This window comes from Pseudomonas sp. H1_F01, from assembly GCF_054681425.1.
Window position 1 is genome coordinate 6374150 of the sequence record NZ_CP162823.1, and the last position, 26934, is coordinate 6401083.

Here is a 26934-nt window from a genome sequence, read left to right on the forward strand (position 1 = left end):
ACGCACGATGAGGTTGAACCATGTCCGCCTTCTTTGCCGAACGCGCGCTGCTGCCTAGTGGATGGGCCCATGATGTACGTCTTGAGGTCGATGCCGAAGGCGTCCTGACCCATATCCAGGCCGGTTCCCACGCAGACGGCGCCGAACGGCTGGGCGGTCCGCTGTTGCCGGGTATGCCGAACCTGCACTCCCATGCCTTCCAACGGGCCATGGCCGGGCTGGCGGAAGTGGCAGGCAATCCCAACGACAGTTTCTGGACCTGGCGCGACTTGATGTACCGCCTCGTCGGAAAAATCAGTCCCGACCAACTCGGCATCATTGCCCGCCAGCTGTACATCGAAATGCTCAAGGCCGGCTACACCTCGGTCGCCGAATTCCACTATGTGCACCACGACATCGATGGCACGCCCTACGCCGACCCGGCGGAGCTGGCCCTGCGCATCAGCCACGCCGCCAGCGCCGCCGGCATCGGCCTGACGCTGCTGCCGGTGCTCTACAGCCACTCCGGTTTTGGCGGCCAGGCGCCCAATGACGGGCAGCGCCGGTTCATCAACAGCACCGAAAACTACTTGAAGCTTCAGTCGCGCTTGCAGCCGGTCCTGGCCGGGCAGCCGTCCCAGGCGCTGGGTCTGTGCTTCCACTCGCTGCGTGCCGTGACGCCCGGGCAGATCCAGGATGTGCTGGCCGCCAGTGACCGCGAGTGCCCGGTGCACATTCACATTGCCGAACAGCAGAAGGAAGTCGACGATTGCCTGAGCTGGAGCGGCGCCCGTCCGCTGCAATGGCTGTACGAAAACACCGAAGTCGACCAGCGCTGGTGCCTGGTCCACGCCACCCACGCCAACGCCCAGGAAGTCAGCCTCATGGCCAGGAGCCGGGCGATTGCCGGCCTGTGCCTGACCACCGAAGCCAACCTGGGGGACGGGATTTTCCCGGCCGTGGATTTCCTCGCCCAGGGCGGGCGCCTGGGGATCGGCTCTGACAGCCATGTATCGCTGAGCGTGGTCGAAGAATTGCGCTGGCTGGAATATGGCCAGCGCCTGCGGGATCAACGGCGCAACCGCTTGTATCGGGCGGATCAGCCGATGGTCGGTCGCACCTTGTTCGATGCGGCGCTGGAAGGCGGTGCCCAGGCCCTGGGACAACCGATCGGTGCCCTCGAAATCGGCAAGCGCGCCGACTGGCTGGTGCTCGATGGCAGCGACCCGTACCTGGCCACGGCCCAGGGCGACGGCATCCTCAATCGCTGGCTGTTTGCCGGCGGCGATCGCCAGGTGCGCGATGTGATGGTCGGCGGTCGGTGGGTGGTGCGCGATGGGCGGCATGCCGGCGAAGAGCAAAGCGCCCGGGCGTTTACCCAGGTACTGCGCGAACTTTTAGGCTGACCCAATCAACCCTGTGGGAGCGAGCTTGCTCGCGATAGGGCCTTTACCTTCAACATACATGTTGACTGAAAGTCCGCTATCGCGAGCAAGCTCGCTCCCACTTCGGTTTTCGGGTGACAGTCAGTTCGAGGTCTTGGCCATCTGTCGATCAGACGCGCGCCAGATCAGGCGCGTGGTGTCGTAGCCCTGCTGGCGTGCCTTGCTCAGCAGCTCCTCGCGCACGACGCTATTGACGGTCGGTGTACGGGACAGCAGCCACATGTAGCGACGGCTTGGGTCGCCGACGATGGCGGTCTTGTAGTCATCGCTGACGTACAACACCCAGTATTGCCCTTTCGCCACGCCCGGCACTATCCGCGAAAACCAGTTGTCGAACTCGACCCAGAGCTTGTCGGTCTTGCCCGGCACCTGCGGCGTGGCGGTGCCCCTGGCTTCTTCCCACTGCCAGTCCGAGGTCAGGCAGCGATTGAGCACTCCCACGTTGCCGTCTGGCTTGAGGGTGTAGTGAGCTTCCGATTGCGCGCAATTGCGCTGGAAATACATGGGCAGGCGGGCCAACTCATACCAGGTCCCTTGGTAGCGCTTGAGATTGACGCTGTTGACCGTCTTGGGTGCCAGCGGATCTTCGCCAGAAGTGGCACAGCCAGCCAAAATCAGGCCAGCCAAAAGCACAAAAACTAACCGCATCATTATTTTTCTCCCGCGGGCACTGTGGCCAGCATGGTTAGTTCGTCAGTTCAAATTCGGATGCCAGAAGCCTCTAGCCAAGGCGCTGCGACGAGTCATAGCCCGCTATGGCGAGGAGCAGCAACGCAAGCTAGGGGCTTCTGGCGCCGAAGTTGACTGACAGAACTAACCATACTGGCCACCATCCCCGGTTTACTTCAGGCCTTGGCCGGAAAACATCAACACTTTGTCACCGGCGTACTGCACGCTGATAAAGCTTTTCTGGTCGCCCCAGGTGCAGCTGGACATGCCGAGCGCGCCTGAACAATCGGTCGGTTTCCCCAGTAACGTTTCGACTTCGGACTTGGGCATGCCAGCCGACAGCTTCGAGTAGTTTTCCTGGTTGACCTTGCTGCATGCAGTCAATACGACACACACAAACAACAAGGCGATAGATCGCAGCGACATGGTGTAACTCCTGGAACGGAAGGGGGGTGGCAGGTGCCAACCAGAAGCTTAGAAGAGAAAACCCCTATCTGGTTCCCCTACACCCCCGGTATTTATTGGGTCTGGGCAGGTGTTTCATCGGTGAAACACTCACTTTGTGACAGCGTCGTGCATTTCGTCGGAATTGAACCGCTACCGCTGATGGGGCGGTCTGGCACGCCGATAAAAAGAAACAGCGCAAACCAATGCGTTATGGCAAATTGACAGCCCGTCCTGACCCGTCCCTCCGCGGTAGTGTTATTAATGACCAGAAACATGAAATTCAGCCATAAAATCCTGCTGGCTGCCGCCCTCGTGGTGGCCGTTGCATTCGCCTGTTTCATCCTGTTCAACGACTATCGTCAACGCCAGAGCTTGAATGCCAGCACCGAAACCTCCATGCAGGAACTCGGCAGCCTGACCAGCCGCAACATCCAGACGTGGGTCGACGGCCGCATCCAGTTGCTGCAATCGCTGGCCCAGCAGATTGCCGTGGACGGCAGCAGTGCCGACAGCCTCAAGCGCGCCGTAGGCCTGCCGGCCTACACCAGCAATTTCCAGCTCAGTTATTTTGGTGGCACCGACGGCGTGATGTTCTCGGTACCGGCCGGCAATCGCGCCGCCGATTACGACCCGCGTGCCCGTGGCTGGTACAAGGCCGCCAACAGCGCACAGCAAACCATCGTCACCGAACCCTACATCGCCGCCTCGTCGGGCAAGCTGGTGATTACCGTCGCCACCCCGGTGCAGCACCAGAACCAGATGATCGGCGTGGCCGGTGCGGACATCGACCTGTCCAGCGTCAGCGCCATCATCAACTCGCTGAACTTCGGCGGCCACGGCCACGCGTTCATCGTCAGTGCCGACGGCAAGATCCTGATCCACCCCGACAGCAAGCGCGTGCTCAAGACCCTGGCCGAGGCCTACCCTAACGGCGCGCCTCAAATCAGCCCGGGCGTGAAAGAAGTCGACCTCGACGGCAAGACCCAATTCATCTCCTTCACCCACGTCAACGGCGTGCCGGGAGCCGACTGGTACGTGGCGCTGGTGCTCGACAAGGACACCGCGCTGGCGATGCTCAGTGAGTTCCGTACGTCGGCGCTGATCGCCATGGTCATTGCCGTGGTATTCATCATCGCCCTGCTCGGCATGTTGATCCGCGTGCTGATGCAGCCGCTGCTGACCATGGGCCGCGCCATGCACGACATCGCCGAAGGCGAAGGCGACCTGACCCGGCGCCTGGTCATCCACGGCCACGACGAATTCGGCGCGCTGGGGACTTCGTTCAACCGCTTTGTCGAACGCATTCATACCTCGATCCGTGAAGTGGCCTCGGCCACCGGCCAGGTCAACGAAGTCGCCCTGCGCGTGGTCAGCGCGTCCAACTCGTCGATGTTCAATTCCGACCAGCAGGCTTCGCGCACCAGCAGCGTGGCCGCGGCCATCAATCAGCTCGGTGCCGCCGCCCAGGAAATCGCCCAGAACGCCGCCCTCGCCTCGCAACATTCCAGCGATGCGCGCAGCCTGGCTGAAGATGGCCAACAAGTGGTGGATAAAACCATCGCGGCCATGCAACAGTTGTCGGCCAAGATCAGCGATTCGTGCGGCAACATCGAAACCTTGAACAGCAACACGGTGAACATCGGCCAGATTCTTGAGGTGATCACCAGCATTTCCCAGCAGACCAACCTGCTCGCCCTTAACGCCGCCATCGAAGCGGCCCGTGCCGGTGAAGCCGGGCGCGGCTTCGCGGTGGTGGCCGATGAAGTGCGCAACCTGGCCCACCGCACCCAGGATTCGGCGCAGCAAGTGCAGAAGATGATCGAAGAACTGCAAGTTGGCGCCCGGGAAGCGGTACTGACCATGACCGACAGCCAGCGCCAGAGCGAAAGCAGCGTCGGCATCGCCAACCAGGCCGGCGAACGCCTGGGCAGCGTGACCCAGCGTATTGGTGAAATCGACGGCATGAACCAGTCCGTGGCCACCGCCACCGAAGAACAGACCGCCGTGGTGGAGTCGATCAACGTCGACATCACCGAGATCAACACCCTGAACCAGGAAGGCGTGGAAAACCTGCAAGCCACCTTGCGGGCCTGTGCCGACCTGGAGCAGCAGGCGGCGCGGTTGAAGCAGTTGGTGGGTAGTTTCCGGATCTAGTGCTTTTGCGGCCTCTTCGCGAGCAGGCTCGCTCCCACATTAGAACTTCAGCGGACGCACATTTTGCGCTCAACGAAAATCCAGTGTGGGAGCGAGCCTGCTCGCGAAGACGGTATCAGCCTCACAGCAAAATCAGAACCTGGACCCAGGCCTGTTCAAGAATTCCACTTCCTCAGCCGTAGACTCGCGCCCCAACACCGCATTGCGATGGGGAAAGCGCCCAAACCGGGCAATGATCTTCTGATGCCGTTCGGCATAATCCAGGTTGTCTTCGAACACCGCCCGTTGCGCCTCTGGTTGTTCTCGCACCAGGTCGATAAACCGCGACACGGCCTCGTTCTGCACCGCGAGGTTTTCGCAGTGTTCGAGCACGAGGTAGATGAATACGCGTTGGATCGGTTTGAGTTGCCGGTCGAAACCCGCAGCCATGCCCTGGGCTACCAGCGCTTGGGCACGCAGGTCGCCGGAGAAGGCCTTGGGGGTGTCGCGAAAGATCATTCGCGGGAGTTGGTCGAGTAGCAGCACCAGGGCCAGCCAACCTTCCGGGCGTTGCGCCCAGTCGGTCAATCCGCCGGCCAGTGCCAGCTCGACCTGATCGCCAAAGCGCTCGTTGGCCTGGCGATCATGGCGTTTGCCGAACCACAGCTTGCCTCTGTCAGCCGATATCTCGTCCGGTGTCTTGGCTGAACCAAACCACCAATCGAGCAACGGCTGCCAGGGCTCGGCCATGATTTACTCCTTGTGGTAGGCCGTGGCGCGCGCCACTTCTTCCTTCGAGCCGAGGAACACCGCCACGCGCTGGTGCAGGCCGTCGGGCTTGATATCGAGGATACGCTGATGGCCGTCGGTGGAAGCGCCGCCCGCCTGTTCCACCAGGAACGACATCGGGTTGGCTTCGTACATCAGACGCAGTTTGCCCGGCTTGGACGGCTCACGGCTGTCGCGCGGGTACATGAACAGACCGCCACGGGTCAGGATACGGTGCACATCGGCAACCATCGCGGCGACCCAGCGCATGTTGTAGTTCTTCTTCAGCGGACCTTCTTCGCCCGCCAGCAACTCTTCGACGTAGCGTTTTACCGGAGCTTCCCAGTGACGCTGGTTGGACATGTTGATGGCGAATTCCTGGGTGGTTTCAGGAATGGTGATGTCTTCGTGGGTCAATACGAAGCTGCCCATCTCGCGGTCCAGGGTAAAGCCCTTGACGCCGTCGCCCAGGGTCAGCACCAGCATGGTCTGAGGGCCGTAGATGGCATAACCGGCTGCGACCTGCTCGGTGCCTGGCTGCAGGAAGGCCTTTTCATTCAAGGCTTCGTTCTGGCTCAGGTATTCGTTCGGGCAACGCAGTACCGAGAAGATGGTGCCAACCGGTGCGTTAATGTCGATGTTCGACGAACCGTCCAGTGGGTCGAATACCAGCAGGTAGGCACCCTTGGGGTATTTGCCCGGGATCTGGTAGGCATTGTCCATTTCCTCGGACGCCATGCCGGCCAGGTGACCGCCCCATTCGTTGGCTTCGAGCAGGATTTCGTTGGACAGCACGTCGAGCTTCTTCTGCACTTCGCCCTGCACGTTTTCGGTGCCCATGCTGCCCAGGACACCACCCAGCGCGCCTTTGGAGACGGCGTGGCTGATTTCCTTGCATGCACGCGCCACCACTTCGATCAAAAAGCGCAGATCGGCAGGGGTGTTGTTGCTGCGGGTCTGCTCAATCAAATAGCGACTCAAGGTAACGCGGGACATGGACGGCTCCGAAGAATAGGGGGCGGAAAAACCAGCGCAGTTTAGCGCGAGTCGGGACTTAATTCCTCCTATGAGACGGGGAATGGAGGATTGAGTTCACGGGGTAGCGGTTCGCTTGGGTATTTCTGTTGGTTGAGAGAACGCTATCGCGAGCAAGCTCGCTCCCACAGTTGACCGAGTTGCTGCGACGAACGTGGCCTATTGTGGGAGCGAGCTTGCTCGCGATGAATCACCTCAACTCTTGACCGGCGGCTTGCGCAGCAGGCTGAACGCCATCGCCGCGAGGAACAGCACGCTGAGCAGCAGCACCGCCCACAAGCCGATCTTCTTCCAATTGGTATCGACCGTCGCAGGCGTGGTTGCCGTGGCCGCAGCCGGGGTCGACGTGGCCGCGCCGTTCACGGTCGCCGTACCCAGCGTTGCCAGGCGCGACGGTTTGTAATCGGGCACCAGCGTGGTCAAGGGCAAGCTGGCCGCTTTCACTGTCGCGCTGCCCAGGGCCAGGCTGTAAGGTCCTTCGCCACGCGCCAGGAACACCACCTGGGTCGGACGCACGGCAAAGCGCAGGGCCGGGGCTTCGCTGCCCAGACCGCCGCCACGCTCGTCCACGGTCAATTTCAATTGCTGTACGGTCTGGCCGGACAGTTGCAATTGGTTTTGCAACACATCCTGGCCGTTCTGGGTCAGGCGATAGAGCAAACCACTGCCCAGCGGCTGCCACGGATGGCTGCTTTCACGGCGACCGGCCAAGGTCACCGGCGCCAGGCTGTTGGCCTGGCTCAGCTCGACCTGCACCTGCTCGATGTTCAGCCCCATGGGCAACTGCCAGGTGTATTCACCGGCCTTCACGGTGCTGCCGGCCAATGGCTGCGACCAGGCCAGTGGCAACGGCAAGCTTTCGCGGCTGGCGCTTTGCAACTGGGCCGAGGTCAGGATCGGCGCGGAGGACGGCGAATCCCACAACAACCGCAAGTAACGCGCCGATTGCCCCGGCAAGCTCACTTCATGCTGCTCGACTCGCTCATCGGCAAAGGTCAAGCGCGCCACCTGGCCTTCGCCCCACGACTGCCAGTGTTGCAAGTCGTCACTGGCTTCGATGGTAAACCGCTGGAAACCGTCGCGCTCACTGGTCCAGTCGAGCACCAACTGCTGCAACGGTGCCTTGATCGCGCTGGCATCCAGCAGCCAGCCACGCAGCTCCTCCTCCCCAGCTTCGAGCCGGCTGGAGGGTTGGACTTCCACCAAGGTGCCGTTGGCATTCGATTGCACCCGCACACTGGGCGCGCGCTCATTGTCATCGGCGGCGTTGTACAGCGGGAACCACTTCACGTCGGTGAGGGTGCGGTTTTCCCGGCTCTGGGCCGACTCGCGCACCAGGGCGTAGGCCTGGGCCTGGCCGGCCGCGTTGAAGACCCGCAGATCGCTCAGGTCGGTCTGTCGCGCCTGCAACTGCACGTCCAGGGGCAACGGGAGGCGATACCACGGCCCCTCGCCGCTCAAGGCCATTGGCACCTGATGGGCAAAATCCGTCGGTTGCTCCTGGGCCACGGCCGACAATGCCGCCCATAACCCCACCACGCCCAGCCCGATCCGACTCAACTTGCGACTCAAGACGACACTCCCTCACTGACAGGCATAGGCGGCTCATCCTGCACGACCGTCTCCGGGCGCTTGGGCGGCAGCGGCGCAAAATAGCCCACTACCAACAGCAACACGCCTACACCGATAAACGAAACAATCCGCGCCAGACCGCCACGGTTACTCAATTCGACAAAGAACAGCTTGGCCACGACCACCGCGATCAACGCCGCGCCGATCAGCCACACTTCACGACGGTGGCGCAAATGCCCACCGATCATCAGCCCCAGGGCGATCAGGGTCCAGACAATGGACAACCCGGCCTGCACGAACATCGACTCGAGCAGCGCGTCCAGCTCGTATGGCACCCCCATCCACTGGTGGGCACTGCGCATCACCAGGGCGGTGAAGAACGCGAACAGCGACACACCGGCGATCAACTGAGCGATGTGCCCGACGCGATTCCAACGGTTCGTCGATTGCTCCACGGCATTGCGGGCCCACACATAGATACCGAACAAGGCGAACAGCAGGCCCAGCTCCAAGGGATTGAGCAACGGCACATAAGGCAGCGGCTCTGAGTTGCCATCGCTGAAGGTGTTGGTCAGCCAGAACCAACCGAGCATCAACAACGCCATCGGCGCCGCCGCGTAGACACGGTACTCGCGCGGTTGGGCCGATACCGGCCACGGCAAGGCACGCGGCGTGGCCATCAGCACCAGGTAAAGGCCTGGCAGGATCGCCCAGGCCAGCCAGCGCCAGGCGTTGTACTGCTCGGACAGCAACAGCAGGCCGTAACGCAACTCCAGCATCAACACCGCCATCAGCAACCAGCAACCGAGCACATGGGCCGTACTGCGCGCCGGGGCCGGCAGCATCGGCGCCAGGCGCTTGAGAGAAAGGAAATGCACGGCAAATACCGCCAGCCAGGCTAGCCAGCCGAAATTCGCGGCCGGGTGATAGTGGCTGTGTCCTGTTGCCACCAGCACGCAGCCCGCCGCCGGAATCAACAAAGTACACAGCAGCCCCAGCGCCGGCCATTTCAAGCGCTGCGCCAAGACTGTCCACACCGCCACGCTGATCACCGCAACCAGCAGCAGCCAACTGCCCTGCAGGTTTGCCGGGGCAAAGCGCAATACTTCGCTGACCCACGCCAGCGCCCACCAACCGGCGCCCCAGATCAGCAGCAGCTCGGACAGGCGCTGCAAGCTCAAGACCTCGAGTTCCCGCGCCGCGTGCGCCCGTCGCAGGCGCCATGCGCCCACCAGGGCTGCGAGCCCCAGCACCAGCGGCGTCCAGAAGCCGCTGTGGGCCAGCGGTCGCAGATCCTCGGCGTTGAGCGGCCCCAACAGCGCCGGCCCCGCCGTCAGGAATGCCGCACCGCCCAGCAGTTGCAGCAGCAGGCCGAAGACAAAACTCACGCGCTGTTTCAGGTACAGGCTCAGCCAGATGATCAACAAGCCGCTGGCCGCCCACACACCGCTCGCCGTTTGCCACGGCAGGACGAACAGCACCGCAAGGTTGATCAGCACCAGCCCCGCCAGCAACACCACCGACAAGCCGCGCAGCAACCGGACATCGTTGCGCACCATGTCGTCACGCGCCGCCAGCAACATGCCGCCAATCAACGCCAGGCCGATCAGCGAGGCGCTGAGCAAGCCGCTCCAGCCCGCGCTGAACACCGCCGCCGAATCCCCCTCGGCGCCTTGCAAGCGCAGCAGGAACAGCGCGCCGCCAAGCAATTGCACCCCAAATGCGCTGAACAGGAAACTGCGCGACTGCAGGCGCAGGCCAACAAACAGCGTTGCCAATCCAGCCAGAGCCCAGGCAATGGCGGTGCCGTGGGTGAAGAAGAACAGCGGTGCCAGCAGATAGAGGAAACTCAACCCCAGCACAGCCAGCACCGGCAGGCCTCGGCGCTCCCAATTGGCGCTGTGTTCAGGTTCAGCCTTGTGCAGTTGGTAGAAGGTGAACAGCAAGGCGCCGCCGAGCATCAACGCGCCCAGCGCTGAACCATCGAGCAGGCTGCCGTCGCCGATACGCAATTTGCTGACGAACGCCAGTGCCGAGCCCAATTGCAGCAACAAGGCAAAAGCCCGGGCGAATGGGCGCTGCTGGCGCAGGCCCAGCCAGAAGATCCCCGCGCCTTCCACGGCCCACGCCGCTGCGGTCCAGCGGGCGTCGAGCCCCAAGGGGATCGCCAGGCTGGCAAAAATCACCCCCAGGGCAAGGCAGGTTTCCGCCAGCAACAGGGCGCGACCGCCCATCAATACCCGCGCCAGGCCCATGTAGATCATGCCCAGGGCCAGGGCGCTGAACGCAGCGGCGAACTCAAAATGCTGCACCAACGCGAACTGCAAGCCGAAGCCCACCAGCGGCGGGCCGAACAGCATGGTGCCGTCCACGTAATCGCCCTTGCGCGCCGACCAGTGCAATAGCGCATCGCGGCTGGCGTCTTCGGGAGCATCGCTCATTTCCAGCAACTTGCGCCGGGTGAACAGCAAGCCAATCGCCAGGTAGATGAGGAAGAACAGGATCAGGAACGGTTCGGTGCTCCAGAGCAGTTCCGGTGTGTAGGAGCGCATGCCCCAGGCGAAACCGATGCCGAAGGTGCCGACAAAGCCGATCAGGTTGAGCAGGCGCCAGGCCTTGAACCAGGCAATCGCGAGGATGCCGGCGTTGAGCAGGATGAAATAGCTGAACAGCGCGACGTGATTGCCACTGCCGGTGGAGGTCAGGATCGGCGCGGCAAACCCGCCCAGCGCCGCAGCCGCGGCCAGGCCCAAGGCGTTCTGGGTAATCGCCAGGATTGCCGAGAACACCGTCACCGCGACCAGCAAGCCCAGGGCCGCCTTGGAGTCGAGCAACGGATGCAGGCGCATGGCCGCGAACACTGTCAGGTACAGCACCGCGATCCCGGTGCCCTGGAGCATAAGCGCATAGTTGCTGTTGCGTTGGCGCAACCACCAGCCCAGGCCCAACAGGCCCAACGCGCTGGCCGCGACGCCGGCGTAACGCAACTCGATCGGCACCACCATGCCTTCGGTGGCATAGCGCAGCAAAAACGCCAGGCCGAGAAACAACAGCACCACGCCGACCCGCAGCACCGTGTTGCCGCCGAACAGCCAGTTGCGCGCGCCAATCACGGCGCGGTCGAACAGATTCGGGCCACGGGGGGCCGCGGGTTTCGAAACCCTCGGTTCCAAGGGCATCGGCTCCAGGGGCAGCGGCGCGAAGTCGCGCTCGGCACGCCGACTGGAAGTGGTTGGCGCGGGTTTCCAAACGTCATCGGGCAACGGTTGGCTGGCCTGGGTGGCCATCGCGGGAACGGGTTCGAGGTCTGGCGGCAATTCCCAGACAAGCTCTGGCTCGGTGCGCGTCTCGGGCTTCGCAGCCTGGGGCACGACAACCTCGGGCGCTGGCGCCGAATCACTCGATTCGGCCACCTTGCCGCGTTCGAGAACCGTCAGACGGGCTTCCAACGTGAGCAAGCTCTGCTGGGCCTCTTGCAACAAGATCTGTTGCTTGGCCGCCTGGCTACCCAGGCGCCCCAATCGAAACGCCTGGGCGATGCCAAGCCCCACCAGCGCGCCTATCAGCGCATCGGCAAACGACTCGTCCACCACCCAGCCGAGTGCCAGGCCCAACAGCGTCAAGATCCATTGCATGGTCGATATCCCTAAGCGGCCCGTTGCGGGCGTAACCGGGGTGATGCGGTGCTTGACTCAGTCTAGTGGAAACCCCCAAACCCTGTGGGAGCGAGCTGTGTAGGAGCAAAGCTTGCTCGCGATCCAGGCGCTGCGGTCCTCAAGAGACCGCGGCGTTTTCATCGCGGGCAAGCCTTGCTCCTACACAGCTCGCTCCCACATTGGATTGTTGGCACTTCCAGTGCTGAGCCCGGCCACACAGCCCGGCGAAACTGGCGCCTAGTATATCGACGAAGCCCAACCGCCGTTGGGCTTCGCTCACATTTCTTACAGCAAATGCTACTCCAGGGCTTTCCAGATGTCGGTCGCGTATTCACGGATGGTCCGGTCCGAAGAGAACCAGCCCATGCGCGCGGTGTTGAGCACCGCCGAACGCCACCATTGCTTGGAGTCGTGCCAACGCTCTTCGACCTTGGCCTGGGCGTTCCAGTACGAGTCGAAGTCGGCGCAGACCAGGAAGCGGTCGTAGTCCACCAACGAGTCCACGAGCCCGGCGTAGCGCATCGGATCATCCGGCGAGAACACCCCGCCACGAATCGCCTGCAGCACATCATTGAGCCGATGGGACGCGGCGATGTCCGGCGCGGCGCTGAACTCACCGTTTTGCTTGCGGGCCTCCACCTGCTCGGCGGTCAGGCCGAAGATGAACATGTGCTCACCGCCGACGCGCTCATGCATCTCCACGTTGGCGCCGTCCATGGTACCGATGGTCAGCGCGCCGTTGAGGCCGAACTTCATGTTGCTGGTGCCCGACGCCTCGAAACCGGCCGTGGAGATCTGCTCCGACAGGTCCGCCGCCGGAATGATGCTTTCGGCCAGGCTGACGTTGTAGTTGGGCAGGAACACCACTTTGAGCAAGCCACGTACGGTCGGGTCGTTGTTCACCACCCGGGCGATGTCGTTGGTCAGCTTGATGATGAGCTTGGCCTGGTGATAACTGGCGGCGGCCTTGCCGGCGAAGATCTTCACCCGCGGCACCCAGTCCACTTCCGGCTCGGCGCGGATCGCCTGGTACAGCGCCACGGTGTGCATCAGGTTGAGCAACTGGCGCTTGTACTCGTGGATTCGCTTGACCTGCACGTCGAACATCGCCGCCGGGTTCACGGCAATCCCCAGCCGCTCGTGGATCAAGTAAGCAAGGGCCTTCTTGCTGTGCAGGCGCTGCTCGGCGAACTGCTTGCGAAACGCCGGCTTGTCGGCAAACGGTTCCAGTTCGATCAAGCGCTCCTCGGGGTTGTCGAGCACGCTTGGGCCGAGGGCATCGACCATCATCGAGGTCAATTCGGAGTTGGCCTGGAACAACCAGCGGCGGAAGGTGATGCCGTTGGTCTTGTTGTTGATCCGATCCGGATAGAGCTTGTGCAGCTCGGAAAACACCGTGCTGCGCATCAGTTGGGTATGCAACCCGGACACGCCGTTGACGCTATGGGAACCGAGGAACGCCAGGTTACCCATGCGCACCCGGCGGCCGTTGTCCTCTTCGATCAGCGAAACCGAGCGCAGCACATCGAAATCGTGCACGCCCTTGGCCCGTAGCGAATCGATGTGCTGGGCATTGATCAGATAAATGATCTGCATGTGCCGGGGCAACATGCGCTCCATCAGCCCCACCGGCCAGGTTTCCAGGGCTTCAGGCAGCAGCGTGTGGTTGGTGTAGGACAGCGTGTCCTGGGTGATCTGCCAGGCCGCGTCCCAAGCCACGTCGTAAACGTCCACCAGTTGCCGCATCAGCTCGGCCACGGCAATGGACGGGTGAGTGTCGTTGAGCTGGATCGCCGCATGGTCGCCCAGGGTCAGCACCGAGGTGTGCATGTTGCGATGACGGCGCAGCAGGTCTTGGAGCGAGGCGGCCACGAAGAAGTATTCCTGGCGCAGGCGCAGTTCCTGGCCAGCCTCGGTGCTGTCGGCCGGGTACAGCACGCGGGAAATACTTTCGGCCCGGGCCACTTCCGCTACCGCACCCAAGTGGTCGCCGGCATTGAAGCGTTCCAGGTGAAGGTCTTCCACGGCTCGGGCGCGCCACAGGCGCAGGGTATTGACGCTGGCACCGCGCCAGCCTACCACCGGCGTGTCATAGGCAATCGCCCGCACGGTTTCGGCCGGGGACCAGACTTGCCGGGTTTTACCCGCCTCATCGGTGACGGTCTCGACGCTGCCGCCAAAGCCGATCGGGTAGACCACTTCCGGCCGCTCGAACTCCCACGGATTGCCGAAGTCCAGCCAGTGCTCGGTCTGCTCCTGCTGCCAGCCATCGACAATCGCCTGGCGGAACAGGCCGTGTTCATAACGGATGCCATAGCCATGGCCGGCGATGCCCAGGGTCGACATGCTTTCCATGAAACACGCGGCCAAGCGGCCAAGACCGCCGTTGCCCAATGCTGCATCCGGCTCGAGCAGACGAATGCGCTCCAGATCCACGCCCAGTTCGGTCAGCGCCTCGCGCGCCGTGTCCAGCAGGCCGAGGTTGCTCAGGCTGTCGTAGAGCAAGCGACCGATGAGGAATTCCAGGGAGAGGTAATAGACGCGCTTCTGGCCCTTGCGGTAGATCTGTCGCGTGTGGTCCATCCAGTGATCGACCATGTGGTCGCGGGCGGCGAGGGCGATAGCTTCGAACCAGTCGTGATCAAACGCATGATCCGGGTCCTTGCCAACGGCATAAGTGAGTTTGGTCAACACGGCGTCGCGAAATGCGGCAACTTCAGCTTCGCGAACAAGTGGTTCTTGAGTCATTGATAAGACCTCGAACGAGCATGGAATTGTCTGAGCCTAGACGGTCTGACAGACGGTACAGGCTCTTGGTTCGGTGGATTTCCCCGAGTGTCGGAGAATCGTCGCCATGGAATTGCCGGATGCCCGAATGAATGCAGGGGCCGTGCCGATCCGGGCGGGTTTGGCCGGGATGAAAAAAAACTGGCGGATGGTCGTTCAAAATTTCACCAGTCCCGGTATGATCGCGCGCCCTGATGCATGCTGGTAAACCGTGATGATGAAGCCCAACCTGATCGCCGCCGCGGAGATCGACCGACTCGATACCTGGGCCAAGTACTCCGCCCCGATGTGCGGTTCCTGTGTGTCGAGCTGCTGCACGCTGCCGGTGGAGGTCAAGATCAAGGACCTGATCCGCATCGGCATCGTCGATGAGTTCGAACTGGGCGACCCGCCGAAGAACATCGCCAAGCGCCTGCAAAAGGAAGGGATCGTCGAGCGCTACAACCAGAAGTCGGAAATCTTCACGCTCCAGCGCATGAGCAACAACGATTGCCTTTATCTGGACCGCAAGAGCCGGTTGTGCACCATTTACGAGAAACGCCCGGACACCTGCCGCAACCATCCGCGGGTTGGACCACGGCCGGGGTATTGCGCCTACAAGCCCAAGGAAGTGGAGCGCGAGCGTAATCCACGGACGTTGGACAAATTCTGATCGACTGATGGTTCAGCTGTGTCTGAACCACCGTTATCGCGAGCAAGCTCGCTCCCACACGAGGTCTGTATCCACTGAAGATCCACTGTGGGAGCGAGCCTGCTCGCGATAGAGCCCTGACAAGCGACACACAAACCCCAGGCATAAAAAAACGCCCCCGATCTCACGACCGGGGGCGTTTTTTTAGCTGCTAACTAAGTCGAAACTCAGTTGCCGCTTTTCTTGGCAGCGCGGGTACGCTCGCTTTCGCCAAGGATTTTCTTACGCAGGCGAATCGACTTAGGCGTCACTTCACACAGTTCGTCTTCCTGCACGAACTCCAGCGCTTGCTCCAGGGTGAACTTGACCGGCGGAACCAGGGCGATGGTTTCGTCCTTGCCCGAAGCACGCATGTTGTCGAGCTTCTTGCCTTTGGTTGGGTTCACGCCCAGGTCGTTGTCGCGGCTGTTCAAGCCAACGATTTGACCTTCGTAGATATCCTGGCCGTGCTCGACGAACAGCTTGCCGCGCGCTTGCAGGGTTTCCAGCGAGTAGGTCAGTGCCTTGCCGGTCGCAACCGATACCAGGACACCGTTCTGACGGCCGGACATGTCGCCGGACTTCATCACGTCGTAACGATCGAAGATCGAAGTCAGGATGCCGCCACCGGAGGTCAGGGTCAGGAACTCGTTACGGAAACCGATCAGGCCACGAGCCGGGATGTTGTACTCAAGGCGCACACGGCCCTTGCCATCCGGAACCATGTTGGTCAGGTCGCCCTTACGCAGGCCCATTTGCTCCATGATCGCGCCCTGGGATTCTTCCGGCAGGTCGATGGTCACGTTTTCGTACGGTTCGTGCTTGACGCCATCAACCATGCGGATGATCACTTCAGGACGGCCCACACCCATTTCGAAGCCTTCGCGACGCATGGTTTCGATCAGCACCGAGAGGTGCAGCTCACCACGGCCGGAGACCTTGAACTTGTCGGCCGAGTCGCCTTCTTCAACGCGCAGGGCAACGTTGTAGAGCAGCTCTTTGTCCAGGCGCTCCTTGATGTTACGGCTGGTCACGAACTTGCCTTCTTTACCGCAGAATGGCGAGTCGTTGACCTGGAAGGTCATGGAAACGGTTGGCTCGTCGACGGTCAACGGCTTCATCGCTTCGACGTTCAGTGGGTCGCACAGGGTGTCGGAGATGAACAGTTGCTCGAAGCCGCTGATGCAGACGATGTCGCCGGCAGCTGCTTCTTCAACGTCGATGCGGTGCAGGCCGTGGTGACCCATCAGCTTGAGGATACGACCGTTGCGCTTCTTGCCGTCGGCGTCGATGGCAACCACCGGGGTGTTCGGCTTGATGCGACCACGGGCGATACGGCCAACACCGATAACACCCAGGAAGCTGTTGTAGTCCAGTGCCGAGATCTGCATCTGGAACGGGCCGTCACGGTCGACTTTCGGCGCTGGTACGTCGTCGACGATCGACTGGTACAGCGGGGTCATGTCTTCAGCCATGGCGGTGTGGTCCAGACCGGCAATGCCGTTCAGGGCCGAGGCGTAGACGACTTTGAAGTCCAGCTGTTCTTCGGTGGCACCCAGGTTGTCGAACAGGTCGAAGATCTGGTCCAGAACCCAGTCCGGACGCGCGCCTGGACGGTCAACCTTGTTGATGACCACGATCGGACGCAGGCCGGCTTCGAAAGCCTTCTTGGTCACGAAGCGGGTTTGCGGCATAGGGCCGTCCTGGGCATCAACCAGCAGCAGCACGGAGTCAACCATCGACATCACGCGCTCTACTTCACCACCGAAGTCGGCGTGGCCCGGGGTGTCCACGATGTTGATGTGGTAGCCATTCCAGTTGATGGCGGTGTTTTTCGCCAGGATGGTAATACCACGCTCTTTTTCCTGGTCGTTGGAGTCCATCACGCGCTCGTCGTTGAGCTCGTTGCGCTCCAGAGTGCCGGATTGACGCAAGAGTTTGTCTACCAGGGTGGTCTTACCATGGTCAACGTGAGCAATGATGGCGATGTTGCGTAGATTTTCGATCACTTGTGTATCTCGATCAGAGGATTCGGTGTGCTGACAGGTCGTGGCAGCGATTTACGTTGAGTCCGACAAGGCCGTTACAGCCTGTCGGCGGCGTCGGGGGGCCGGTGACGCAGGCCACAGGCAAACAGCCCCGGGCACTTAGCTCGGTCGATAAACGCGCACATTGGCATGCCCCTCACTGAGCAAATGGTGGGCATGCAGGCGACTCATCACGCCTTTGTCGCAATACAGCAGGTACTGGCGAGTAGGGTCCAGTTCCTTGAAACGCGCGTTCACGGCATAGAACGGCATCGTTTTTACCTCGATGCCGGCGATACTCAGCGGGTCGTCTTCAGCGTCGTCCGGGTGACGGATGTCGATGATGATCTGACCGGCCAGCGCTTCGCCGACTTCTTCAATCTGAATGTCCTGGCCCAACTCATCGATGACTCGATCGATTGGCACCAGCCTGGCGTTTTCGAGCGCACGCTCGAGCACCGCCATGTCGAATTCTTTCTCTTCGTGTTCCACCCGCCCGCGCTTGGCCGCCGTCTTCGGATTGACCGAGATGACGCCGCAGTATTCCGGCATGTGCCGGGCAAACTCGGCGGTGCCGATTTCATTGGCCTGGTCGATGATGTCCTGCTTGTGGCTGGCAATCAGCGGCCGCAAGACCAGTTTCTCGGTCACGCAGTCGATCACCGACAGGTTCGGCAGCGTCTGGCTCGACACCTGGGAGATCGCCTCGCCGGTCACCAGCGCATCGATTTGCAGGCGGTCGGCAATTCGTGAAGCGGCGCGCAACATCATACGCTTCAAAATGACGCCCATATGACTGTTATCGACTTTGCCGAGAATCTCGCCCAGGACTTCTTCGAACGGCACACTCACAAATAACACGCGTTGGGAGCTGCCGTACTTCTTCCAGATGAAGTGCGCCACTTCCATCACGCCCAGTTCATGGGCACGCCCGCCGAGGTTGAAGAAGCAGAAATGGCTCATCAAGCCGCGACGCATGATCTGGTAAGCGGCCACCGTGGAGTCGAAACCGCCGGACATCAGCACCAGGGTCTGCTCCAGCGAACCCAGCGGATAACCGCCGATGCTGTTGTGCTGGCTGTGGATCACGAACAGCCGCTGGTCGCGAATTTCGATGCGCACTTCGATCTGCGGGTCTTTCAGCGAAATACCGGCCGCGCCGCACTGTCGACGCAACTGGCTGCCGACATACTTCTCCACATCCATCGAACTGAACGGGTGCTTGCCGGCACGCTTGCAGCGCACCGAAAAAATCTTGCCGGCCAGGGCATCACCATAATGGAGCATGCACTTGGCGAGGATGTCATCGAAATCCCCCAGCGGGTATTCATCGACTTGCAGGAAATGCGCGATGCCCGGCATGCAGCTCAGGCGCTCGGTCATTTCCTTCAGGACCTTGGGTTCGCTGACACGGGTTTCCAGCTCGAGGTTGTCCCACACGCCATTCACCACCACGGCCGGGTCCAGGTCTCGGAGCACGGCACGGATGTTCTTGGCCAACTGGCGGATGAAACGCATCCGTACCGGGCGGCTCTTGATGGTGATCTCGGGGAAGACTTTTACGATTAGTTTCATGAAAACAGCGCGCGAACGGCCAGCCGAAAAAGGGGGGCGCGGATTATAGCGGAAATTGCTCAAGGTTTAACCAGTTTATGTGCAGATGGTTTTACATGCACCAAAACAGGTCATTATCGATTGACGACGCCACATTGCAGTGCGTTATTGTCTGACAATCTTTGATTTACGCCTTTAAAAGCGTGGATTTGGTGCAAAAAACCCATGCTGGGGCACTGGCATGCAATTTGCTCCCTTGTGAGGCAGGTTGCCATGGCAGAGTATTCGCGCCGGCATCACCCATATCTAAGGGCACTCCACTACCCGCCCGAAGCCACCCGGAGGACATATGTCGAAGTCGGTTCAACTCATCAAAGATCATGACGTCAAGTGGATTGATCTGCGCTTCACTGACACCAAAGGTACTCAACATCACGTGACCATGCCGGCCCGTGATGCGCTGGACGACGAATTCTTTGAAATCGGGAAAATGTTCGACGGTTCCTCCATCTCCGGCTGGAAAGGCATCGAAGCCTCCGACATGATCCTGATGCCGGACGACGAAACTGCCGTCCTGGACCCGTTCACCGAAGAGCCGACCCTGATCCTGGTCTGCGACATCATCGAACCTTCGACCATGCAAGGCTATGACCGCGACCCACGCGCCATCGCCCACCGCGCCGAGGAATACCTGAAGTCCACCGGTATCGGTGATACCGCTTTCTTCGGTCCTGAGCCTGAGTTCTTCATCTTCGACTCGGTCAAATTCAAGTCCGATATCTCCGGCTCCATGTTCAAGATCTTCTCCGAACAAGGTTCGTGGATGTCCGACCAGGACGTGGAAGGCGGCAACAAAGGCCACCGTCCAGGCATCAAGGGCGGCTACTTCCCGGTTCCACCGTTCGACCACGACCACGAGATCCGTACCTCCATGTGCAACGCACTGGAAGAGATGGGCCAGACCGTCGAAGTTCACCACCACGAAGTGGCAACTGCCGGCCAGAACGAAATCGGCGTGAAGTTCAACACGCTGGTCAAGAAGGCTGACGAAGTCCAGACCCTGAAGTACTGCGTACACAACGTTGCCGACGCCTACGGTCGCACCGCGACCTTCATGCCGAAGCCACTGTACGGCGACAACGGTTCGGGCATGCACGTTCACATGTCGATCTCCAAAGACGGCAAGAACACCTTCGCAGGCGAAGGCTATGCCGGCCTGTCGGACACCGCCCTGTACTTCATCGGCGGTATCATCAAGCACGGTAAGGCCCTGAACGGCTTCACCAACCCGTCGACCAACTCCTACAAGCGTCTGGTACCAGGCTTCGAAGCCCCGGTCATGCTGGCCTACTCGGCTCGCAACCGTTCCGCCTCGATCCGTATTCCTTACGTGAACAGCCCTAAAGCCCGCCGTATCGAAGCACGCTTCCCGGATCCGGCTGCCAACCCGTACCTGGCCTTCGCTGCACTGATGATGGCCGGTCTGGACGGTATCCAGAACAAGATCCACCCTGGCGATGCCGCTGACAAAAACCTGTATGACCTGCCGCCTGAAGAGGCCAAGGAAATCCCACAGGTGTGTGGCAGCCTGAAAGAAGCCCTGGAAGAGCTGGACAAGGGCCGTGCCTTCCTGACCAAGGGCGGCGTATTCAGCGATGACTTCATCGACGCTTACATCGCACTGAAAAGCGAAGAAGAAATCAAGGTTCGCACCTTTGTACACCCACTGGAATACGAGCTGTACTACAGCTGCTGATCCAGTAAACGCCGCCACGCACGGCGTGAATAAAGAGAGGCCTCCTTCGGGAGGCCTTTTTTATGGGCGCAGGTTACGTGCATGATGCCTCGTCGCTCCCCCATAGAAGACGAGATTGCCCATGACTTTGCGCTTCAAGCTCTGCCTTGCCCTGTCTGCCGCACTGCTGGCCTCCACCGCCGAAGCCGCCTCGGCTCCCGCCCCTGAGGCCCTTACCCCGTTGCTTAACGCCATTGGCGAACGCCTGGCCCTTGGCGATCAAGTGGCGTTGAGCAAATGGGACAGCCATAAACCGGTAGAAGACCGTCAGCGCGAGCGTGAAGTCATTGCTGCCGCCGTTGCCCAGGCACCGGCCTACAAGCTGAGTGGCGAAACCGTGGAAGCGTTTTTCGCCGCCCAGATAGAAGCCAACAAAATGGTGCAGTACATCAACCTGTCCGACTGGGCCCTGGAAGGCAAGGCCCCGGACCTCCCACGCCCGGACCTGGTGGGACAGATCCGCCCGCAACTCGATCGACTGCAAAAACGCCTGCTGCAACAACTGGCCGATTTCGCCCCCTACCGCACCGACCCGCAGTGCCCGCAATGGCTGGCCCGGGCCACCCACCACAACAAGCAGCACCCGGTGCACCGCCTCGCCCTGATCCGAGCGACCGGAGAGCTGTGTATCTCCACAAAATCCTGAGGCACCCCACCTCCCCTTGTGGGAGCGAGCCTGCTCGCGATGAGGCCTTTACATTCAACATCTCAGCGTCTGACACACCGCTTTCGCGAGCAGGCTCGCTCCCACAGTGGTTCTGCATCGGGCACAAGATTTGTGTTCACAGCTGATCCCCTGTGGGAGCGGGCTTGCTCGCGAAGGGGCCGGCTCAGCCAACATCTCAGTGACTGACATACCGCTATCGCGAGCAAGCTCGCTCCCACAGGGGTTATGTGCAACAACTTGGGTCAATCACCCTCCCTGACCTATGCTGCAACCCATCACTTTTAGTTTTCGGTCGATTTTCCATGGGTCGTGGTTTTCCAATCATCCTGTTGTTGGCACTGCCCGCCGCCGCGCAGATCTACAAGTACACCGACGCCGACGGCAACACCGCCTACAGCAACCAGCCGCCCCAAGGCGTACCAGCCCAGACGGTGGAGTTGCCGCCGCTCAACAGTATCGAACGCCAATCCCCAGCCAGCCCGAACACACCGCCAGCCCCCGCCAACAGCGACGAGCCGCGCAATGCCTACGAAACATTGGTACTGACGGACATCCCCACCGACGAGGCCCTGCGCGCCAACAATGGCACCTTCACCGTTGGCGTCCGAGCGCAACCGCGCCTGCAGAGCCCGCATCTGTTCCAGCTATTGCTGGACGGCCAACCCTACGGCCAGCCGTCCAACGTGCCACGCCTGCAATTGGTGAACATCGATCGGGGCGAGCACAGCCTGGCGGTTCAAGTCATCGACGGGGACACCCTCGTGCAACAAAGCAAGACCGTCACGTTCACCGTGCAGCGGGTGCACCAGCCATGATCCGCTGGCTGCTCGCGCTTAGCCTGGCGCTGGCGGCGCTGCCTGGGGTGGCGCAGGTCTACACCTACATCGATGCCCAGGGTAATCGCGTCTTCACCGATCAGCCGCGCCCCGGCAATGCGAAGAAAGTCCAACTGCCACCCGGCAACCGGATGCCGACGCCGCCCCCGGGCACAACCTCGGCGCCCATGCCCGAAGCCCGGCCCGAGCCCCTGTTTCATTACGAAATGCTCCGGCTGTTGATACCTGAGCCGGACGCGACGATACGCAGCACCGCAGGCGAACTGATCGTCAGCGTCACCAGCGAACCCGGCCTGAAAAAAGGCCACCGCTATCGCCTGTTGCTCGACGGCCAGCCAACAGGCGCGCCGGGGCCGAGCCCGGTGTTTGCCTTGAGCAACATCGATCGAGGCACCCATCAACTGGCGGTAGAAATCCTCGATGAGCAGGACCGCATCGTCGAACGCACCGCCAACCAGCCCTTCCATATGCAACGCATGTCCCTGGCGCAAAAGCGCCGCATCAAACCCTGCGCCGCGACCGATTACGGTCAACGCCCCGAGTGCCCCCTCGCCGAAAAGCCTGAAGAAGAAAAAAGCAGCATCCTGCCGTTCTTCTGATGCCGTTCAGGTTGGCGCACTATATTGGTGCAAACCATTGCACGCTACTCAGTTTCCAAACCCATTTTGGTTCGAAAGTACCCGAAAAAGCTGGCAGAACGCCACGCAACTGGGCGAAAAACACCCTTTTGAGGCTCTAAACGCTTCTTTTCGGAGCCTTGGTTTGGTTTTTGCATTTTCCTCGTAACAGCGCATTAATCGCGCGCGCAATTTGGGACCGGTCCCAAGTTGCTACGCTCCAAAAGAGGTCCTGATGACCATTAGCGACGCACTACACCGCTTGCTGCTCGACAACCTCACCACCGCGACCATCCTGCTCGACGCCGAACTGCGCCTCGAGTACATGAACCCGGCGGCCGAGATGCTCCTGGCCGTCAGTGGCCAGCGCAGCCACGGACAGTTCATCAGCGAGTTGTTCACCGAGTCCGCCGAAGCACTCAACTCCTTGCGCCAGGCGGTGGAACAGGCCCATCCGTTCACCAAGCGCGAAGCGATGCTGACCGCGCTGACCGGCCAGACCCTGACCGTGGACTACGCGGTTACGCCAATCCTGAACAACGGCGCCACCCTGCTGTTGCTGGAAGTCCACCCGCGTGATCGCTTGCTGCGTATCACCAAGGAAGAAGCGCAATTGTCCAAGCAGGAAACCAGCAAGATGCTGGTGCGCGGCCTGGCCCACGAGATCAAGAACCCCCTCGGCGGGATTCGTGGCGCGGCGCAGTTGCTCGCCCGCGAACTGCCGGAAGAAAACCTCAAGGACTACACCAACGTCATCATTGAAGAAGCCGACCGCCTGCGGAACCTGGTGGACCGCATGCTCGGCTCGAACAAGCTGCCATCGCTGGCGATGTGCAACGTCCATGAGGTGCTGGAGCGCGTCAGCAGCCTGGTGGAAGCCGAAAGCCAAGGCTGCATCACGTTGGTGCGCGACTATGACCCGAGCATTCCCGATGTCTTGATCGACCGCGAGCAGATGATCCAGGCCGTGCTGAACATTGTGCGTAACGCGATGCAAGCCATCAGCAGCCAGAACGAGCTGCGCCTGGGGCGCATCAGCCTGCGTACCCGCGCCATGCGCCAGTTCACCATCGGCCATGTGCGCCATCGCCTGGTGACCAAGATCGAAATCATCGACAACGGCCCGGGCATCCCTGCCGAGCTGCAGGAAACCATCTTTTTTCCCATGGTCAGCGGCCGTCCGGACGGTACCGGGCTGGGCCTGGCCATTACCCAGAACATCATCAGTCAGCATCAGGGCTTGATCGAGTGTGAAAGCCACCCCGGCCACACCACCTTCTCGATCTTCCTGCCACTGGAACAAGGAGCCACATCGACATGAGCCGTAGTGAAACCGTGTGGATCGTCGATGACGACCGTTCTATCCGTTGGGTCCTGGAAAAAGCCTTGCAACAGGAAGGCATGACCACCCAGAGCTTCGACAGCGCCGATGGAGTAATGAGTCGCCTGGCGCGTCAGCAACCGGACGTCATCATCTCCGACATCCGCATGCCTGGCGCCAGCGGCCTGGACCTGCTGGCGCGGATTCGCGAACAGCATCCACGGCTGCCGGTGATCATCATGACCGCCCATTCCGACCTGGACAGCGCCGTGGCGTCCTACCAGGGCGGCGCTTTCGAATACCTGCCCAAGCCATTCGACGTCGATGAAGCCGTGTCGCTGGTCAAGCGCGCCAATCAACATGCCCAGGAACAACAGGGCATGGAAGAGGTGCCAGCCCTGGCCCGCACCCCGGAAATCATCGGTGAAGCGCCGGCGATGCAGGAAGTGTTTCGCGCCATCGGGCGCCTGAGCCACTCCAACATCACCGTGCTGATCAACGGCGAGTCGGGCACCGGCAAAGAATTGGTGGCCCACGCCCTGCACCGTCACAGTCCACGGGCGGCATCGCCGTTCATCGCGCTGAACATGGCTGCGATTCCCAAGGACCTGATGGAGTCCGAGCTGTTCGGCCACGAAAAAGGTGCGTTCACCGGCGCGGCCAACCTGCGGCGCGGGCGCTTCGAGCAAGCCGACGGCGGCACGTTGTTCCTCGATGAAATCGGCGACATGCCGGCGGACACCCAGACGCGCTTGCTGCGCGTACTGGCCGATGGCGAGTTCTATCGGGTGGGCGGGCATACGCCGGTCAAGGTGGACGTGCGCATCATCGCCGCGACCCACCAGAACCTGGAAACCCTGGTTCACGCCGGCAAATTCCGTGAGGACTTGTTCCACCGCCTGAACGTGATCCGCATTCATATCCCGCGCCTGGCGGACCGTCGCGAAGACATCCCGACCCTGGCCAGGCACTTCCTCAGCCGCGCGGCCCAGGAACTGGCGGTCGAGCCCAAGCTGCTCAAGAGCGAAACCGAGGAATACCTCAAGAACCTGCCGTGGCCGGGCAACGTGCGTCAGCTGGAGAACACCTGCCGCTGGATCACGGTAATGGCTTCGGGTCGCGAAGTGCACATCAGCGACCTGCCGCCAGAGCTGTTGAGCCTGCCGCAGGATTCGGCTCCGGTGACCAACTGGGAGCAAGCCCTGCGCCAGTGGGCCGACCAGGCCCTGTCCCGTGGCCAGTCGAGCCTGCTGGACAGCGCGGTGCCGAGTTTCGAGCGAATCATGATCGAAACCGCCCTCAAGCACACCGCCGGCCGCCGCCGCGACGCCGCGGTGCTGCTGGGTTGGGGCCGTAATACCTTGACCCGCAAGATCAAGGAATTGGGGATGAAGGTCGACGGTGGGGATGATGATGACGGGGATGAGGGCTGATCGGCCTTTAACCCTTCGCTGATCTTGAAGGCCAATCGCGAGCAAGCTCGCTCCCACAATGGTTCTGCATCAGGCACAAAATTTGTGTTCACCGCAGATCCCCTGTGGGAGCGAGCTTGCTCCGGGCGGCGATCCGACGATGCTTTTTAAAGGACTGTGTGCACCGCATCAATGCACTGCGAACCGCAATTGCGCATGCACAACGAGCCAAAACCAATCGATCCAGTTCGAAAAAAACCGCACAAACAAAAACAAAAGCCCCGGAATACGGGGCTTTCAGCATCGCCAGCAGTGTTTTTGTGACAAGCCATTCAAAACTGGCACGCCCCCTGCAATAACTCAATCACTACCCAGTTTCGGGGACCTTGGTACAGGCAGGCCGGGGATTCCCCTCTTTTATACCGGGCTCATCGAGCCCACTGTTTTGGGGGCCTTGATACAGGCAGGTCAAGGTTTCCCTTCTTTACACCAGGGCTGGACCTTCGCGGTAAGCCCTCCCGTTTTGGGGACCTTGGTACAGGCAGGCCGGGGATTCCCTCTTTTATTGCTCCTGGAGACGGACCTCCAGCCGCCAGCGGTCATCGACCTCGCTGGAGGTCCACGCCCCGCGCAACGGACGCGCCGCCACCAGCGTCAGCAACAACCCCTTGTCACTCAACCGCACCCGCCAGTTCACGTCCTTGCCGTTGAGCTTTAACTGGCCGTTCTGCGATCGCCCTTGCGCTTCGAACAACAGCGCCACCGAGCCGTCGATGACTTCCCCGTGCAGCTTGGGTTCGGTGTTGAACCAGGTCACCACCCCACCGTCAATCACCTCGACCTGCTGCAGCACGCTCGGTTCGGGCGTGGTCAGGCGTCCGATCATCAATCCGACCATCATGCCGAAGATCGCCAACGAGCCCATCACCCGAGGCATTAGCTTCGAACGTCGGTCGGTTTGCAGCGTAGAATGCCGCTCATCTTCATCTGCGGAGCCGTGCATGTTTCACGTCATCCTTTTTCAACCGGAAATTCCGCCGAATACCGGCAATGTCATCAGGTTGTGCGCCAACAGCGGCTGCCACCTGCATTTGATCGAACCGCTGGGCTTCGACATGGACGACAAGCGCCTGCGCCGTGCCGGTCTCGACTATCACGAGTATGCCACCTTGCAGCGTCACGCCGACCTTGCCAGCTGTCTGGAAAGCCTCGGGCATCCGCGCCTGTTCGCCTTTACCACCAAGGGTTCGCGGCCGTTCCATGACGCCAGCTTCGTCGCCGGTGATGCGTTCCTGTTCGGCCCGGAAAGCCGTGGCCTGCCGGCCGAGGTGCTGGACGCCCTGCCCGCCGATCAGCGCCTGCGCCTGCCGATGCGCGAAGGCTGCCGCAGCCTGAACCTGTCCAATACCGTGGCGGTGGCGGTTTATGAGGCGTGGCGGCAGAACGGCTTCGCCTGAGCCCTGCCTGTCAGCCAGAAACACCTGTGGGAGCGAGCCTGTGGGAGCCGAGCTTGCTCGCGATGAGGTCGACACGGTTCAACTGCA

General features: G+C 61.3%; 20 protein-coding genes. 10 read left to right on the forward strand and 10 right to left on the reverse strand.

What is annotated here, in order from left to right:
* Positions 1-20: 20 nt before the first annotated feature.
* Complete coding sequence (locus tag AB4O09_RS28660; protein WP_027911768.1) at positions 21-1385, forward strand: formimidoylglutamate deiminase; 1365 nt, start codon at positions 21-23, stop codon at positions 1383-1385.
* 120 nt (positions 1386-1505) lie between these two features.
* On the opposite strand, the gene AB4O09_RS28665 is transcribed toward AB4O09_RS28660, so the two are convergent.
* Entirely contained in the window at positions 1506-2075 is a 570-nt protein-coding gene (locus AB4O09_RS28665; protein WP_027911769.1) for a lipocalin family protein, read from the reverse strand.
* Between the two features lie 189 nt (positions 2076-2264).
* A complete protein-coding gene (locus tag AB4O09_RS28670) occupies positions 2265-2519 on the reverse strand; it encodes a hypothetical protein (RefSeq protein ID WP_003196877.1) in 255 nt (84 codons plus the stop codon).
* A 282-nt stretch (positions 2520-2801) separates the two neighbouring features.
* Here AB4O09_RS28670 and AB4O09_RS28675 point away from each other — a divergent pair, with 282 nt between their 5' ends.
* Positions 2802-4694 (forward strand): methyl-accepting chemotaxis protein, encoded by a 1893-nt coding sequence (locus AB4O09_RS28675; protein ID WP_013692077.1) that lies wholly within the window; start codon positions 2802-2804, stop codon positions 4692-4694.
* A 132-nt stretch (positions 4695-4826) separates the two neighbouring features.
* On the opposite strand, the gene AB4O09_RS28680 is transcribed toward AB4O09_RS28675, so the two are convergent.
* The 5 genes from AB4O09_RS28680 to AB4O09_RS28700 all read right to left on the reverse strand — a co-directional run bounded on the left by AB4O09_RS28680 (position 4827) and on the right by AB4O09_RS28700 (position 14452).
* Positions 4827-5423 carry a DUF924 family protein gene (locus tag AB4O09_RS28680; protein WP_003196874.1) on the reverse strand — a complete coding sequence of 199 codons (597 nt, stop codon included), beginning with the start codon at positions 5421-5423 and terminating at the stop codon, positions 4827-4829.
* 3 nt (positions 5424-5426) lie between these two features.
* Positions 5427-6437 (reverse strand): class 1 fructose-bisphosphatase, encoded by a 1011-nt coding sequence (locus AB4O09_RS28685; RefSeq protein WP_003196872.1) that lies wholly within the window; start codon positions 6435-6437, stop codon positions 5427-5429.
* 234 nt (positions 6438-6671) lie between these two features.
* On the reverse strand, positions 6672-8048 hold the full coding sequence (locus tag AB4O09_RS28690) for a DUF3999 domain-containing protein (protein WP_042956372.1): 1377 nt from the start codon (positions 8046-8048) through the stop codon (positions 6672-6674).
* Positions 8045-11683, reverse strand: a complete 3639-nt coding sequence (locus tag AB4O09_RS28695; RefSeq protein ID WP_460107777.1) for a DUF2339 domain-containing protein — start codon at positions 11681-11683, stop codon at positions 8045-8047. Before AB4O09_RS28695 ends, AB4O09_RS28690 begins: the two co-directional genes overlap by 4 nt.
* A 318-nt stretch (positions 11684-12001) precedes the next feature.
* Entirely contained in the window at positions 12002-14452 is a 2451-nt protein-coding gene (locus AB4O09_RS28700; RefSeq protein ID WP_003196867.1) for a glycogen/starch/alpha-glucan phosphorylase, read from the reverse strand.
* 253 nt (positions 14453-14705) lie between these two features.
* Between AB4O09_RS28700 and AB4O09_RS28705 the strand changes: the two genes are divergently transcribed.
* On the forward strand, positions 14706-15143 hold the full coding sequence (locus tag AB4O09_RS28705; protein ID WP_003196865.1) for a YkgJ family cysteine cluster protein: 438 nt from the start codon (positions 14706-14708) through the stop codon (positions 15141-15143).
* A gap of 206 nt (positions 15144-15349) precedes the next feature.
* Here the strand turns inward: AB4O09_RS28705 and typA are convergent, their stop codons facing one another.
* The gene (gene typA / locus AB4O09_RS28710) at positions 15350-17170 is read right to left on the reverse strand and encodes a translational GTPase TypA (protein ID WP_003186725.1); all 1821 of its coding nucleotides are present in this window, start codon (positions 17168-17170) and stop codon (positions 15350-15352) included.
* Between the two features lie 138 nt (positions 17171-17308).
* Positions 17309-18763 carry a tRNA uracil 4-sulfurtransferase ThiI gene (gene thiI / locus AB4O09_RS28715; protein WP_003196863.1) on the reverse strand — a complete coding sequence of 485 codons (1455 nt, stop codon included), beginning with the start codon at positions 18761-18763 and terminating at the stop codon, positions 17309-17311.
* Between the two features lie 328 nt (positions 18764-19091).
* Here thiI and glnA point away from each other — a divergent pair, with 328 nt between their 5' ends.
* The 6 genes from glnA (at position 19092) to ntrC (ending at position 25411) form a co-directional block, all read left to right on the forward strand.
* On the forward strand, positions 19092-20498 hold the full coding sequence (gene glnA, locus AB4O09_RS28720; protein WP_003196860.1) for a type I glutamate--ammonia ligase: 1407 nt from the start codon (positions 19092-19094) through the stop codon (positions 20496-20498).
* A gap of 121 nt (positions 20499-20619) precedes the next feature.
* Positions 20620-21183, forward strand: a complete 564-nt coding sequence (locus tag AB4O09_RS28725) for a chorismate mutase (protein ID WP_028237803.1) — start codon at positions 20620-20622, stop codon at positions 21181-21183.
* 323 nt (positions 21184-21506) lie between these two features.
* The gene (locus AB4O09_RS28730) at positions 21507-22019 is read left to right on the forward strand and encodes a DUF4124 domain-containing protein (protein ID WP_460107781.1); all 513 of its coding nucleotides are present in this window, start codon (positions 21507-21509) and stop codon (positions 22017-22019) included.
* Positions 22016-22639, forward strand: a complete 624-nt coding sequence (locus tag AB4O09_RS28735) for a DUF4124 domain-containing protein (protein WP_003196855.1) — start codon at positions 22016-22018, stop codon at positions 22637-22639. Before AB4O09_RS28730 ends, AB4O09_RS28735 begins: the two co-directional genes overlap by 4 nt.
* Positions 22640-22892: 253 nt before the next feature.
* A complete protein-coding gene (glnL, locus tag AB4O09_RS28740) occupies positions 22893-23978 on the forward strand; it encodes a nitrogen regulation protein NR(II) (protein WP_003196853.1) in 1086 nt (361 codons plus the stop codon).
* Complete coding sequence (ntrC, locus tag AB4O09_RS28745) at positions 23975-25411, forward strand: nitrogen regulation protein NR(I) (protein WP_013692071.1); 1437 nt, start codon at positions 23975-23977, stop codon at positions 25409-25411. Before glnL ends, ntrC begins: the two co-directional genes overlap by 4 nt.
* Positions 25412-25952: 541 nt before the next feature.
* On the opposite strand, the gene AB4O09_RS28750 is transcribed toward ntrC, so the two are convergent.
* Positions 25953-26393, reverse strand: a complete 441-nt coding sequence (locus tag AB4O09_RS28750; protein WP_460107782.1) for a hypothetical protein — start codon at positions 26391-26393, stop codon at positions 25953-25955.
* Here AB4O09_RS28750 and trmL point away from each other — a divergent pair.
* Complete coding sequence (gene trmL, locus AB4O09_RS28755) at positions 26392-26847, forward strand: tRNA (uridine(34)/cytosine(34)/5-carboxymethylaminomethyluridine(34)-2'-O)-methyltransferase TrmL (protein ID WP_003196848.1); 456 nt, start codon at positions 26392-26394, stop codon at positions 26845-26847. The two genes, AB4O09_RS28750 and trmL, sit on opposite strands and share 2 nt — an antisense overlap.
* Positions 26848-26934: the final 87 nt, after the last annotated feature.

Excerpts from the sequence above, each read along its gene's own strand:
- AB4O09_RS28660 (WP_027911768.1), top strand. The coding sequence starts at position 21 with ATGTCCGCCTTCTTTGCCGAACGCGCGCTGCTGCCTAGTGGATGGGCC.
- AB4O09_RS28665 (WP_027911769.1), bottom strand. The coding sequence starts at position 2,075 with ATGATGCGGTTAGTTTTTGTGCTTTTGGCTGGCCTGATTTTGGCTGGC.
- AB4O09_RS28670 (WP_003196877.1), bottom strand. The coding sequence starts at position 2,519 with ATGTCGCTGCGATCTATCGCCTTGTTGTTTGTGTGTGTCGTATTGACT.
- AB4O09_RS28675 (WP_013692077.1), top strand. The coding sequence starts at position 2,802 with ATGACCAGAAACATGAAATTCAGCCATAAAATCCTGCTGGCTGCCGCC.
- AB4O09_RS28680 (WP_003196874.1), bottom strand. The coding sequence starts at position 5,423 with ATGGCCGAGCCCTGGCAGCCGTTGCTCGATTGGTGGTTTGGTTCAGCC.
- AB4O09_RS28685 (WP_003196872.1), bottom strand. The coding sequence starts at position 6,437 with ATGTCCCGCGTTACCTTGAGTCGCTATTTGATTGAGCAGACCCGCAGC.
- AB4O09_RS28695 (WP_460107777.1), bottom strand. The coding sequence starts at position 11,683 with ATGCAATGGATCTTGACGCTGTTGGGCCTGGCACTCGGCTGGGTGGTG.
- AB4O09_RS28700 (WP_003196867.1), bottom strand. The coding sequence starts at position 14,452 with ATGACTCAAGAACCACTTGTTCGCGAAGCTGAAGTTGCCGCATTTCGC.
- AB4O09_RS28705 (WP_003196865.1), top strand. The coding sequence starts at position 14,706 with ATGATGAAGCCCAACCTGATCGCCGCCGCGGAGATCGACCGACTCGAT.
- thiI (WP_003196863.1), bottom strand. The coding sequence starts at position 18,763 with ATGAAACTAATCGTAAAAGTCTTCCCCGAGATCACCATCAAGAGCCGC.
- glnA (WP_003196860.1), top strand. The coding sequence starts at position 19,092 with ATGTCGAAGTCGGTTCAACTCATCAAAGATCATGACGTCAAGTGGATT.
- AB4O09_RS28725 (WP_028237803.1), top strand. The coding sequence starts at position 20,620 with ATGACTTTGCGCTTCAAGCTCTGCCTTGCCCTGTCTGCCGCACTGCTG.
- AB4O09_RS28730 (WP_460107781.1), top strand. The coding sequence starts at position 21,507 with ATGGGTCGTGGTTTTCCAATCATCCTGTTGTTGGCACTGCCCGCCGCC.
- AB4O09_RS28735 (WP_003196855.1), top strand. The coding sequence starts at position 22,016 with ATGATCCGCTGGCTGCTCGCGCTTAGCCTGGCGCTGGCGGCGCTGCCT.
- glnL (WP_003196853.1), top strand. The coding sequence starts at position 22,893 with ATGACCATTAGCGACGCACTACACCGCTTGCTGCTCGACAACCTCACC.
- ntrC (WP_013692071.1), top strand. The coding sequence starts at position 23,975 with ATGAGCCGTAGTGAAACCGTGTGGATCGTCGATGACGACCGTTCTATC.
- trmL (WP_003196848.1), top strand. The coding sequence starts at position 26,392 with ATGTTTCACGTCATCCTTTTTCAACCGGAAATTCCGCCGAATACCGGC.
- AB4O09_RS28750 (WP_460107782.1), bottom strand. The coding sequence starts at position 26,393 with ATGCACGGCTCCGCAGATGAAGATGAGCGGCATTCTACGCTGCAAACC.